Here is a 12,582-nt window from a genome sequence, read left to right as displayed (position 1 = left end):
GGCACGCCGGGGCGTCCCATACTCGGCGCATGCGCATCCGTCCCGCCGCCCGCGCCGAACTGGCCCGTCTCCAGGAGATCGAACGGGCGGCCGGTGTCCCGTTCCGTGACGTCGGCATGGCGGACGTCGCCGACGACGCACCGCCCGCCCTGGAGACCCTGGAGCGTTACCGGCGGGCGGGCCGCTGCTGGGTCGCGGCCGACGCCCGCACGGACGTACCGGCCGCCTATCTGATCGCCGAACCGGTGGACGGCGCGCTCCACGTGGAGCAGGTGTCCGTCCACCCCGACGCCGCCCGCCGGGGCGTGGGCCGCGCCCTGCTCGCCCGCGCCGCGGACCGCGCCCGGGAGGAGGGCCTGACCGCCCTGACCCTGACCACCTTCACCGAGGTCCCGTGGAACGCCCCCTACTACGCGCGCCTGGGCTTCCGCACGCTGAGCGAGGCCGGACTCACCCCGGGGCTGCGGCGGATCCGCGCCGAGGAGGCGGCCCACGGTCTCGACCGGTGGCCGCGCGTCTGCATGCGCCTCGAACTGCCGCACTCCGGCGGGACGTCCGGCAGACTGTCCGGATGACGGTCAGACCGGCACGTGAGCGCGACTTCCCGGGCTTCCTCGACCTGGCGGCCCAGGTCGAGGAGTGGTTCGGGCCGATGGTCGAGGAGCCCGGTTTCCACGACGCGGTGCGCGAGCACATCGCCGCGTCCAGGGCGCTGGTCGCCCCCTCCTCGGGGCCGGACCTCCTCGGCGGGCTGCTCTTCGGGGGAGAGGCGCCGACGTACCACGTGCACTGGCTCGTCGTCTCCCGCCGGGCCCGCGGCACGGGCGTCGGCCGCGCGCTGATGGAGGAGGCGACACGACGCTGGGTGCGCGGCCCCGGCGAGATCGAGGTGGTCACCTTCGGCCCCGACCACCCCGGGGCCGTCGTCAGCGGCGCCCGTGTCTTCTACGAGCGCCTCGGCTTCACCCCCGCCGAACCCGCCGCCCCGGGCCCGGAGGGCGGCTCCCGACAGGTCTTCCGCCGGACGGTGGGCTGCTGATCGCCGCGTGCCGGGCACCCGGGGGCAGTCGTCCCGGACGTCTCCCGGCCTCAGGCGGCGAGGGTGCCGCCGTCGACGACCGACACCGTGCCGGTCACGTAGTCCTGGTCCATGAGGGCGAGGAACGCCTTGGCCGCGTCGTCCGGCTCCGCCACACGGCCCAGTGGGAGGGACGCGGCGAGACCGGTGTACATCTGCTCCCGTTCCGCCTCGCTCATCCCCGACCACAGCGGCGAGCGCACGACCCCGGGCGCCACGACGTTCACCCGCACCGGCGCCAGTTCCACGGCGAGACTGCGGGCGGCGGACACCACCGCGCCGCAGACCGCGGCCCCCAGGGTCCATCCGGGGCCGCCCTTGAAGGCCGCCGTGCCGCTGGTGAGGGTGACGGACCCGCCCGGTGCGAGATGCGGTACGGCCAGCCGGACGGCCTCGAGGGCGTGGAACAGGCGCAGGGCGAAGAACGCGCTCGCCCGGTCGACCGTGTAGTCGGCGAGCGGAAGGCCGGTGAGATTCTCACCGGCGGTGTAGGCGAGGTGGTCGAAGGTGCCGATCTCGTCGAAGAGGGCCGCGACCGCGTCGCCGGAGCTCGCGTCCACGGCCCGTCCCACGACGCCGGCCGGCAGCTGTGCGAGAGCGCGCTCGACCGATGCGGCCCGGCTCGAGGCGATGGTCACCGTCGCTCCGGCGTCGGCGGCGCGCCGGGCGACGGCGAGGCCGATGCCGCTGGTTCCACCGAGGACGACGATGCGGGAGGAAGCGTTGATGGTCATGTGTTCAGGGTCCGTCCGGGACCGCCGCCGCGTCCAAGACCCTTTCCGTCGTCAGTGATGCCCGCAGGGTATGAGCGAGCGCGATCGCGTGGTTCAGCGCGGCCGAGTCGCGCCCGGCTGCCCGGGCCACGCCGACAGCGCTCGGCGCCAGCCCTGCCACCGGACGGGCGACGACGTCGGTACGGGTGTAGAACCGGGCCGTCGACACCGGGAGGAACGCCACCCCGGACGATGCGGCCACCCGCTCCAACTTGATCTCCACCTCATGCGGATAATCGCCCCCGGTCCGCACCGGCAGGCCACGCGCGAGCCGGGCCTCACGCCACTCGGGAGCCGCGTCCGGGGACTGGAGGAGGTCGTACTCGGCCAGGGCGTACAGGCTCAGCTCCTCGGCAGCGGCGAGGGGATGCGACGCCGACAGGACGACGATCCGCTCCTCCCGGAACAGTGGCTCGACCTGGAGACCCCGGTGCGGAACGGGAAGGCGCACCAGACCGAGATCGACACGGCCGTCGAGGATCGTCTCCACCTGGTCGTGCCAGCCCGTGCGGACGAGGTCGATCCGGATGCCGGCGTGCCACTGCCGCAGGCCCTGCACGATGGGCGTGACCAGCAAGCCCGGCATGAAACCGATGGCCAGCCGCTCGATCCCCTGGGCGGCCTGACGGGCACGTCGTTCCAGGGCACCGGCCGACCGCAGCAGTTGCCGTCCGTCCTCCGCGATGGCCCGGCCCGCGTGGGTCAGGTCGGTGCCCCGCGTCGAGCGGTCGAACAGGACCACACCGAGTTCTCGTTCGAGCAGCGCGATCTGCCGGCTGAGCACGGGCTGGGCGATGTGCAGCTCCTGCGCCGCCCGGCTGAAACTGAGCGTGTCGGCGACGGCCACGAAGTAGCGCAGACGCCGCAGATTGAGCTCCGACATGCACAAATCCTACGGCGCGAGGAGCGGCACCGGCGCGACGAGCGGGAGCACGGTGCGAGCGGGGCTCAGCCGGTCCCGTACCTCTCGCGCAGCTCGATCTTGCGGACCTTCCCCGAGACCGTCATCGGGAAGGAGTCCAGGAGTTCGAGGCGGCTGGGGACCTTGTAGTGGGCCAGGCGGCCGTCGCAGTACGCCTTCAGCTCGGCCAGGGTGAGCGGGTCGGCCGCATCGCGCGGGACGACACAGGCGAGGACCTCCTCGCCGTACCGCTCGTGCGGGACACCGACGACCTGGACGTCCGCGATCTTGGGGTGGGCGTGGAGGAACTCCTCGATCTCGCGCGGATAGATGTTCTCGCCGCCCCGGATGATCATGTCCTTGATGCGGCCGACGATCTCCACGTAGCCGTCGTCCCGCATCACCGCCAGGTCACCGGTGTGCATCCAGCGGCCCCGGTCGACGGCCTCGGCGGTCCTCTCCGGCTCGTCCCAGTAGCCGAGCATCACGCTGTAGCCGCGGGTGCACAGTTCGCCGGACGTGCCGCGCTGCACGGTGACGCCGGTGGCCGGGTCGACGATCTTCACCTCGATGTGCGGCAGCACCCGGCCGACGGTGCCGGTGCGGTGCTCCAGGTCGTCGTCCCTGCGCGTCTGGAGCGACACCGGGGAGGTCTCCGTCATGCCGTAGCAGATGGAGACCTGCTCCATGTGCATCTCGGCGACCACCCGCTTCATGACCTCCACCGGGCACGGCGAGCCCGCCATGATGCCGGTGCGCAGCGAGGAGAGGTCGTACGAGGCGAAGTCCGGCAGGTTCAGCTCGGCGATGAACATGGTGGGCACGCCGTACAGCGAGGTGCAGCGCTCCTGCTGGACGGCCGCCAGCGTCGCCGCCGGGTCGAAGGAGGGCGCGGGGATCACGACGCAGGCGCCGTGCGAGGTGGCCGCCAGATTGCCCATCACCATGCCGAAGCAGTGGTAGAAGGGCACCGGGAGGCACACCCGGTCCTGTTCGGTGTAGCCGATCGTGCGGCCCACCCAGTAGCCGTTGTTGAGGATGTTGTGGTGGGAGAGCGTGGCGCCCTTCGGGAAGCCCGTGGTGCCCGAGGTGTACTGAATGTTGACCGGGTCGTCGCAGCTCAGGCCCGCCGCGACGGCGTCCGCGCGCTCGGCCGGGACCTCGGCGGCGGCCTCGGTGAGCGCGTCCCACGACGGGTCGCCGATGTAGACGGTCTCCCGCAACCCCGGGCACGCGCCGCGCACTTCGTCCACCAGCGCGCGGTGGTCGGTGCCCTTGTGCGCGAGGGAGGACACCAGCAGGGTGACGCCGGACTGCCGGAGCACGTACGCCAACTCGTGCGACCGGTAGGCCGGGTTGATGTTCACCATGATCGCGCCGATGCGGGCGGTGGCGTACTGCGTCAGTACCCACTCGGGGCAATTGACCGCCCAGATGCCGACCCGGTCCCCCGTGCCGATGCCCTTGGCGAGCAGTCCGCGCGCCAGCTCGTCGACGGCGGCGCCGAACTCGGTGTAGGTCCAGCGCCGTCCGGACACCACGTCGACGAGGGCCTCACGGTCGGGCCAGGCGGCGACCGCGCGGTCCAGGTTCGCGCCGATGGTGTCGCCGAGCAGCGGGGTGGTGCTGGTGCCGTGGGTGTACGACAGGGGTGCGCTCACCGGAAGTCCTCCTCGCGGTACTCGCCGGTGGATCCGGCCGCCGTCGCCTCGCGCAGCTCGATGCGGCGGATCTTGCCGGAGACGGTCTTGGGCAGCTCCCCGAACTCCAGCCGGCGGATCCGCTTGTAGGGCGCGAGCGTCTGCCGGGAGTGGTCGAAGAGCACCTTCGCGGTGTCGGGACCCGGCTCCCAGCCCTCGGCGAGCACGACGTACGCCTTCGGGACGGCCAGCCGCAGTTCGTCCGGCGCGGGCACCACGGCCGCCTCGGCGACCGCCTCGTGCTCCAGCAGGGCGCTCTCCAGCTCGAACGGACTGATCTTGTAGTCGGAGGCCTTGAACACGTCGTCCGCGCGCCCGACGTAGGTGATGTAACCGTCCGCGTCGCGGGAGCCGATGTCACCGGTGCGGTAGTAGCCGCCGGCCATCGCCTCCGCGGTGCGCTCCGGATCGCCGTGGTAGCCGGTCATCAGGCCGACCGGGCGGTCGGCGAGGTCGAGCGCGATCTCGCCCTCCGTCGCGCCGGGCGCGCCGGAGACCGGGTCGAGGAGTTCGACGCGGTAGCCGGGGCTGGGGCGGCCCATGGAGCCCGTCTTGAGGACCTGGCCGGGGCTGTTGGAGACCTGCACGGCTGTCTCGGTCTGCCCGAAGCCGTCCCGGATGGTGACCCCCCAGGCGCGCCGTACCTGCTCGATGACCTCGGGGTTGAGGGGTTCGCCGGCGGCGACGACCTCGCGGGGCGGGGTGCGCAGGCGGCCCAGGTCGGACTGGATGAGCATGCGCCACACGGTCGGCGGGGCGCAGAAGGTGGTGACGCCCGCCTTGTCCATCTCGGCCAGCAGGCGGGGTGCGTCGAAGCGGGTGTAGTTGTGCAGGAAGACGGTCGCCTCGGCGTTCCACGGGGCGAAGAGGTTGGACCAGGCGTGCTTGGCCCAGCCGGGCGAGGAGATGTTGAGGTGCACGTCACCGGGGCGCAGGCCGATCCAGTACATGGTCGCCAGGTGCCCGATCGGGTACGAGGTGTGGGTGTGCTCGACCAGCTTGGGGCGGGCGGTGGTGCCCGAGGTGAAGTACAGCATCAGCGGGTCGTCGGCCAGGGTGGGCCCGTCGGGGGTGAACCGGTCGGGCGCGCCGTACGCGTCGGCGTACGGCAGCCAGCTCCCGCCGGGCTCCTCCCCCACCGCGATGCGGGTGTAGGCGCCGGGCACCTCGTCGAACTTCGCGGCGTCGGCGGAGCGGACGATCACATGGCTGACGCGGCCCCGCTCGACCCGGTCCCGCAGGTCGGCGGGGCCGAGCAGCGGGGTGGCCGGGATGACGACGGCGCGCAGTTTCATCGCGGCCAGGGCGGTCTCCCACAGTTCGGCCTGGTTGCCGAGCATCACCAGCACCCGGTCCTCGGCGGCCACGCCCCGCTCCCGCAGCCAGTTGGCCACCCGGTCGGAGCGGCGGGCCAGCCCGGCGAAGGACAGGCGGGTCCCGCCGCCGTCCTCCTCGACGAGGTGCAGGGCCGTGCGGTCGTCGCCGTCGGCGATCACGTCGAACCAGTCGAGGGCCCAGTTGAAACGCTCCGGCCGGGGCCAGGTGAAGTCCCGGTAGGCGGTGGCGTAGTCCTCGCGGTGTTCCAGCAGAAAGTCCCGGGCCCTGCGGAACTGCTCCGTCCCCGTCGTCATGCGTCCTCCTCGGTGCCGGACCTTGCCGGGCGGCTCACCGCCATCGTGTAATCCGTGATGCAGGTCTCACTACCCCCGAACGGGGGTGTGCGCCCGCACACGGGCCGCGGTGAAGGGGCGATCAGGTGACAGCAGACCCGGCGAGGACGGGCGAGGTGGCGGAGATCCGCAGTGCGCTGGCCCGGCTGCGGCGTGCGACGGGACTGCCGGTCGCGTTCGGAGGGCTGGTGGTGCCGGGGCGGTGGCAGGTGCGGATCAGCGAGCTGAGCGGCACGGCCACCCCGGCGCTCAGCGCGCTCGCGGTGACGTCGGGCAACGGTCTGGGCGGCAAGGCGGTGGCGCTCGCCCGGCCGTGCGCGGTGACGGATTACTCCGTCTCCCGGCAGATCAGCCACGAGTACGACGCCCCGGTCGCCGCCGAGGGCCTGCGCGCGGTGGTGGCGGTGCCGGTGGTCGTACGGCGACGGGTGCGTGCGGTGCTCTACGGGGCGCTGCGTACGGCCCGGCCGCTCGGCGACCGCACGCTCGGGGAGGCGGTGCAGGCGGCGCGGGACGTGGAACAGGCCCTGGTGGTGCGGGAGGAGGCGGAGGAACTGCTGGCGGCGGCGCACCCGGTGCCGGGGGCGGGCCCGCCCCGGGAGCCGGCGGCGGGCGCGCACCGGGAGCAGGTACGGGAGGCGCACGCGGCGCTGCGGGCGCTGGCCCCGCGGATCACCGACCCGGCGCTGCGGGCGGAGCTGCTGGACGCGTGCGCCCTGCTCACCGCGCGGGAGGCGCCGTCCGGTGCGGTGCGGCTCGCGCCCCGGGAGGTGGACGTGCTCGCCTGTGTGGCGGCGGGGGCGACGAACGGCGCCGCGGCCGAGCGGCTCGGGCTGACGGCTGAAACCGTCAAGGCGTATCTGCGGTCCGCGATGCGGAAAATGGGGGCCCGGACCCGGGGCGAGGCGGTGGTCGCCGCCCGCCGGGCCGGGTGGTTGCCGTAGGTTTGCGGTGTTCTCCCACGGACGGTATTACCACGAGTAGCCCAATGGATTTACCGAAGATCGGCCCGCTGTAATTTGCCTCACTACACCGTCCGCCCGGAATTGAGGAGCCTGTTGCCTAATATTGGCCAGGACACGCCACACGGAGGGGAGCGGTGACCGTGCGACGGGACGACAAGGAGCCTGCCAGGTGCCGCCCCGACCTGGTCATCGGCCGGGAGGAGCTGGTCTCCGACGCGAGGGAACAGCTCGCGCGCGGCGGCAGCGTGCTGCTCCACGGCCCCGCCGGAATAGGAAAGTCGACCGTGCTGCGGGCACTTGCGGCGGAAAACGCGGGTGCCACGTCCCGTGTGTTGCGCTGCTCGGCCACGGAGTCCGAATCCCATCTGCCGTTCCTGGCGCTGGCGGATCTGTTCGGTCTGGTGCTGGACGAGGTGGCCCCGCGGCTGCCCGCCGCCCAGCGCACGGCGCTGGAGTCGGCGCTCACCGGGCGCGGCGAGTCCACCCTCCAGCGGGACGGCCTGGCCCTGCGGCTCGCGGTGCTGTCCACGCTGCGCGCGCTGTCGGCCGAGGGCCCGGTGCTCGTGGTCGCCGACGACCTGCAGTGGCTGGACCCGGCCAGCGCCGAGCTGCTCGGCTTCGCCGCCCGGCGGCTGGGCGACAGCCCGGTGCGCATGCTGTGCGCGGTGCGCACCGAGGGCGAGGAGTACGACCGCCATCTGCGCGCCTGCCCGCCGGACACGCTGACCGTGCGCCTCGGCCCGTTCTCCCGCACCCAGGTGTCGGCGCTGCTCGACCACCGCGGCTACACCAGCCTGTCCCGCTCGACGGTGCGTGACATCCACCGCACCAGCGGCGGCAACCCGCTGTTCGCGCTGGAGCTGGGCCGCGCCCTCGCGGAGAGCCCCACCCGGCCGCGCCCCGGTGAGCCGCTGCCGGTGCCGACCTCGCTGCGGGCGCTGGTCCTCAGCCGCCTGGAAATGCTGTCCGACGAGGCCCGCCGCACCCTGCTGGTGGCCAGCGCCGGTGCCCGCCCCACCCTGGCCCTGCTGCACGCGGCCGGCCGGGACAACGCGGAGGCCGAGACCGCCCAGGCCGCGTCCCTGGGGCTGCTCATCACCGACCCCGAGGACCCCGCGCTGCGCTTCACGCACCCGCTGATCTCCGCCGCCCTCTACGCGGAGGCGCCGGCGCGGGAGCGGCGGGCCGCGCACACCGCGCTGTCCACGGCGGCCTCCGACCCGATCGAACGGGCCCGGCACCTGGCGCTCGCGGCTACCGGCCCCGACCCGGAGGTGGCGGCCCGGCTGGCCGAGGCGGCCGCGATGGCCCGGGACCGCGGGGCACCGTCGGTCGCCGCGTCGCTCGGGCTGCTCGCCGCCCGGCACACCCCGGCGGACGGCACGCCTGCCCCCGACGAGCGGCGCCTCCAGGCCGCCGAGGACGCGATCACCGCGGGCGAGGTCGACCTGGCCCGGGACATAGCCCGCGAGGTGCTGACCCGGGCGACGGTGCCGGCCGAGCGGGTGCGGGCGTGGATGGTGGTCATCGAGGCGGCCGGGCAGGCGCTCGGTGAGGTCGACGCGGTGTTCCCGCAGGTGCTCGCGGACGCCGGGGACGACCCCCGGCTGCTCGCCCTGGTCCACTACCAGCTCGCCTGGCGCGAGGTCGTGGTCAACGGCGACTTCGCCAAGTCCCGGCAGGAGGCGGCGCACGCCGCCGAGCTGGCCGCGCGGGGCGGGGACCGGCGCACCGAGCTGATGGCGCTGGCCTTCCAGTCGTCCACCGAGACCCTGATGGGCCACCCCGACGCCCCCGCCACCATCCGGCGGGCGCTCCAGGAGCCCCAGGACCCCGACGTGGCCAGCCACCACAACGGCGCCGCGATGGCCCGCTTCCGCTGGCTGCTGATGAGCGACCAGCTCCCCGAGGCCCGTACGGCGATCACCGCGCTGCTGCGGGAGGCGCGACGGCGCGGCATGGTCGAGAGCGAGGTGCACTTCTCCCGGCTGCTCGCCGACACCGAACTGCGCTTCGGGCACTGCGGACGGGCCCTCGACCTGGCCGGGGAGAGCCTGCGGCTGGCCCGGGACTCAGGGATCGGCGAGAGCGCGTCCGCGATGCTCGCCTCCATGGCGGAGGCGTCCGGCGGTGACGTGGACCGGGCGCTGGCTCTGGCCCGGGAGTCCGCCGACCACGCCGAGGTGGACGGCGACCAGTTGTACCTGTCCCTGGCCCTGGCGGCCCTCGGCTACGGGCAGCTCGTCTCCGGCGACGCGCAGGCCGCGGTGCGCTCGCTGCGCCGGGTCCGGGAGCTGGAACAGGGCATGGGCATCACCGACCCGGCGCGCGGCCGCTGGCAGGGCGACCTCGCCGAGGCGCTGGTGCGGATCGGCGAGCCCGGCGAGGCGCAGGAGCTGATCAACGTCACGCGGGTGCACGCGCTGCGCCTGAACCGGGCGAGCGTACTGGCGGTGCTGGACCGCGCGGAGGCGCTGGTGCGAGCGGCGCGCGGCGAACACCAGGCGGCCGTCGCCCAGTTGACGTCGGCACAGGAGCGGCTGGCCAAGCTGGGCTACGGCCTGGAGGAGGCGCGGGCCGCGTTCGCGCGGGCGCGGCTGCGTTCGCGGGGTCCCGGTCCGGCCGGGTACGACGAGGCGGCCCGGCTGTTCCGGCGCTGCCGCGCGCTGCCCTGGCTGCGGCAGGTCGACGAGGCCGTGGCGGCCGGTCCGGCGGAGGCCGAACCGGTGCCCGCGGCGACCCCGGCCGCGCTGGACGGGCTCGCGTCGATGGAGCGTCAGGTCGCGGCGCTGGTCATGGAGGGAGCGACCAACCGGGAGATAGCCGGGCGGCTGTTCATCAGTGTCAAGACCGTCGAGGCGACGCTCACCCGGGTCTACCGCAAGCTGGGCATACGGTCCCGGGTGGACATCGTGCGGCTGGCGGCGGGGCGCCGCGCGCCGTAGGTGACCCGGGTCACGGCGCTTCCACGGCCCGTGGCACGATGGGAACGTGCCCGGCGCCGCTTCGGCCACCGTGGCCGGAAATGCACCGGCGCGAGCCCGGCGACCGAGGGTTTTCCCTGTCCAACTCCCTTAGGGGGTTCCCTCATTGGGGCGCCCCCTGGACCGGTCCTAGCGTGTGACACGTGCCGATCGCCCGGGCACGTCGGGGCCGCCCCCGATACCCGGCCCCCACCGTGCGACCCCCACCGGCAACTGGAGGAGACCCATGCCAGGGCTCACCCGCACCAGACGGTCCGCCACCGGACGCGCCACTGCCGCCGCGCCCGCGCCCGCCCTCTCCTCCTCCGCCGTCCTCGTCCTGACCGCCGACACGGGACGCGCCGCCGCGTCGCACCGCTGTCCGGGGGCGACCCCTTGATTTCCTGAGCAACCCTCAGGTCACGACCAGGGGGCGTTGCGGGCTTCCACGAGCAGCCCGCAACGCCCCCTCTCCATGTCCGGGTCCTTGTCGGGCTCCACGGGCGGGTCCACGTCCGGGTCCACCGCCGGGTCCCCGTCCGGGGTCAGTCCCGCACCGTCCCGAAGCGGATGTCGTACGCCGCGCCGGGGTGCATGACCCCCAGCATCCGCTCCGCCTCGGCGGTGACCTCCTCACGCGCCGCCTTGTGGAGCCGTCCGAAGGGCTCGATGACGAGGGCGTCCTCGTCCAGCCGCCACAGTCCTGCCAGGAAGCCGTCCACGAGGAGGGTGCGGTAGGCGATGTTCCCCTTCCAGTGCCGGCCCTTCAGCTCGGCCGGGACGACCCGCGAGCGGTCCGCGTGCGAGAGCAGCAGGTTGTCGAACTCCGGCAGGAAACGCGGCGGGGCCGGGGTGTCCGGGCCGGGGCGGGGCGCGTCCGGGAGGTCGAAGAGTTCGGTGCCGTTCTCGTCCCGGAAGGTGACCAGCCGGGGCCGCAGGCGCTCGAAGGCGTCCCGGAGCCGGGTGAGTCCGGCCCAGGTCTGCATGTCCTTCACGGACGCCGGTCCGAAGGCGGCGAGATACCGCAGCACGGTGTCGTCCGGTGCGGGGGCCGGCTCGGCGGGGCGGCCCAGCCAGTGCTCGGCGGTGGTCAGCCGGACCTGTCCGCTGCGGCCCCACAGCCCGCGCGGGGTGACCTGCACCAGCGGCAGCTTGCAGCGGGCGGCGATCGACAGGACCAGCGGGTCGGCGTCCGGCCACTCGGTCAGCAGGATGTCGCGCAGTTCCTTCATGGTGCGCGGTTCGGCCTCGACGAGCCCGCGGGCGCGGTCGGCCAGGCGGTCCAGGTCGACGCCGGCCAGCCCCGACCGGAACAGGTGCAGCTCCCGGTCGCGGGCGGCCTGCACCAGGGGCCGCAGGGTCAGGCAGTCGTCGGCGGTGTGGGTGTGGATGGTCGAGCGGAGGGTGACGATGCGGACCACCGTGCGGTCGGCCATGGGCCCGGACAGCGCCTCGGGGACGAAGCCGTCGAGCCGGGCGGCGAGCGCGTAGTACGGCGGCTTGACGTTCTGCGCCTGGAGGCCGACCAGGTGCGCGACCGCGTCCGTCGCGGACATCGGTGAGCGGCGCAGCAGCAGCTGCCGCTCCAGGGTCGCCCGGTTGAGCGCCCGGCTGCCGAGCACGGGAGCCGACGCCGTGGTGGTCCGCTTCGTCTTCGTCATGGGTTCACGCTAGCGGGGCAGTAGGTCTGATTGTGTCCTCTTTGCCGCGCCGGGACAGCTCTCGCAACCCTGGACAAAACGCGGCGGACTGTAACGCCACGGTGCCCGAACGGCGCTGAATCCTCTGGGGCCGGACGCCGGCCCCTCGTAGTCGTCCCCCCACGAAGGAAACCCCCCATGACATCCTCCGCCCCCTCCCCCGACGGCCTGCCGGTCTACGACCGACTCGTGCGTGAGCGCGGTGACGTCGTGGCCGAGGTCCGCGAGGTGGCCGAGCGGACCCAGTTCGAGGTCCGCCAGGCGCTGGCGGGCACGGTCCGTCCCCGTCAGCCCCAGGGCGGCACCCGCCCGCCCCAGAGCGGCCCCCGCCGGCCCCAGCACCCGGGGCTGCCGCAGGGGGCGGGGCAGGGTCATGGTCCGGGGCAGGCACAGGCTCAGGGTCAGGACCAGGGGCCGGCGCTGCCTCAGCGGCAGGGGCAGGGGCCCGGGCACCGCCGGGACCTGGGACAGGGTCAGGGCCGGGACTCGGGGCAGGGCCGCAATACCGGACAGGCTCAGGGGCCGGGGCACGGTCAGCGCCCCGAGCCGGGGCAGGGTGAGCAGCTGCCGCAGAGTCCCGGAGGCCAGGCGCAGGGGCAGGGGCACGAGCCGGCGCAGGGTGAGCGACAGGGGCAGAGGCCTGGACCGGGGCAGGAGCAGGAGTCCGGTCCGACGCACGGACAGGGGCAGGGCCCGGGCAGCCGCGGCGCCCGGGACCGGATCAGGGCCAGGGCAGGGCAGGAACAGGGACTTGGGCAGGAGCAGGAGTCCGGTCCGACGCACGGACAGGGGCAGGGTCCCGGGCAGCCGCGGCGCCCGGGACCGGCTCAGG

The 12,582-nt window shown here is 74.0% G+C and carries 10 protein-coding genes; 5 read left to right on the top strand and 5 right to left on the bottom strand.

Annotated elements, in window-relative coordinates; all coding sequences use genetic code 11:
* Positions 1–29: 29 nt before the first annotated feature.
* Both F3L20_RS13155 and F3L20_RS13150 read left to right on the top strand, forming a co-directional pair.
* Positions 30–575 carry a GNAT family N-acetyltransferase gene (locus tag F3L20_RS13155; protein WP_150154539.1) on the top strand — a complete coding sequence of 182 codons (546 nt, stop codon included), beginning with the start codon at positions 30–32 and terminating at the stop codon, positions 573–575.
* Entirely contained in the window at positions 572–1,039 is a 468-nt protein-coding gene (locus F3L20_RS13150; protein WP_150154538.1) for a GNAT family N-acetyltransferase, read from the top strand. The genes F3L20_RS13155 and F3L20_RS13150 overlap by 4 nt, the downstream gene beginning before the upstream one ends.
* A 50-nt stretch (positions 1,040–1,089) precedes the next feature.
* Here F3L20_RS13150 and F3L20_RS13145 read toward each other — a convergent pair whose 3' ends face one another.
* From F3L20_RS13145 to F3L20_RS13130, 4 genes are all read right to left on the bottom strand, one after another.
* Entirely contained in the window at positions 1,090–1,812 is a 723-nt protein-coding gene (locus tag F3L20_RS13145) for an SDR family oxidoreductase (protein ID WP_150154537.1), read from the bottom strand.
* Positions 1,813–1,816: 4 nt separating this feature from the next.
* Positions 1,817–2,734 carry a LysR family transcriptional regulator gene (locus F3L20_RS13140; protein ID WP_150154536.1) on the bottom strand — a complete coding sequence of 306 codons (918 nt, stop codon included), beginning with the start codon at positions 2,732–2,734 and terminating at the stop codon, positions 1,817–1,819.
* Between the two features lie 65 nt (positions 2,735–2,799).
* A complete protein-coding gene (locus F3L20_RS13135; protein WP_150154535.1) occupies positions 2,800–4,413 on the bottom strand; it encodes an AMP-binding protein in 1,614 nt (537 codons plus the stop codon).
* A complete protein-coding gene (locus F3L20_RS13130; protein ID WP_150154534.1) occupies positions 4,410–6,083 on the bottom strand; it encodes an AMP-binding protein in 1,674 nt (557 codons plus the stop codon). The genes F3L20_RS13135 and F3L20_RS13130 overlap by 4 nt, the downstream gene beginning before the upstream one ends.
* A gap of 125 nt (positions 6,084–6,208) precedes the next feature.
* On the opposite strand from F3L20_RS13130, the gene F3L20_RS13125 reads away from it, so the two are divergent.
* The 3 genes from F3L20_RS13125 to F3L20_RS35260 all read left to right on the top strand — a co-directional run bounded on the left by F3L20_RS13125 (position 6,209) and on the right by F3L20_RS35260 (position 10,450).
* Positions 6,209–7,066 (top strand): helix-turn-helix transcriptional regulator, encoded by an 858-nt coding sequence (locus F3L20_RS13125; RefSeq protein WP_150154533.1) that lies wholly within the window; start codon positions 6,209–6,211, stop codon positions 7,064–7,066.
* Positions 7,067–7,221: 155 nt separating this feature from the next.
* The gene (locus tag F3L20_RS13120; RefSeq protein ID WP_150154532.1) at positions 7,222–10,032 is read left to right on the top strand and encodes an ATP-binding protein; all 2,811 of its coding nucleotides are present in this window, start codon (positions 7,222–7,224) and stop codon (positions 10,030–10,032) included.
* A 265-nt stretch (positions 10,033–10,297) separates the two neighbouring features.
* Positions 10,298–10,450 carry a hypothetical protein gene (locus tag F3L20_RS35260; protein WP_167534520.1) on the top strand — a complete coding sequence of 51 codons (153 nt, stop codon included), beginning with the start codon at positions 10,298–10,300 and terminating at the stop codon, positions 10,448–10,450.
* A 145-nt stretch (positions 10,451–10,595) separates the two neighbouring features.
* Here the strand turns inward: F3L20_RS35260 and F3L20_RS13115 are convergent, their stop codons facing one another.
* Complete coding sequence (locus F3L20_RS13115; protein ID WP_150154531.1) at positions 10,596–11,711, bottom strand: winged helix DNA-binding domain-containing protein; 1,116 nt, start codon at positions 11,709–11,711, stop codon at positions 10,596–10,598.
* Positions 11,712–12,582: the final 871 nt, after the last annotated feature.

Source organism: Streptomyces tendae, assembly GCF_008632955.1.
Classification (GTDB): domain Bacteria; phylum Actinomycetota; class Actinomycetes; order Streptomycetales; family Streptomycetaceae; genus Streptomyces.
Note: the sequence above shows the minus strand (reverse complement) of the source record. Positions and strands in the feature narration are given on the sequence as shown.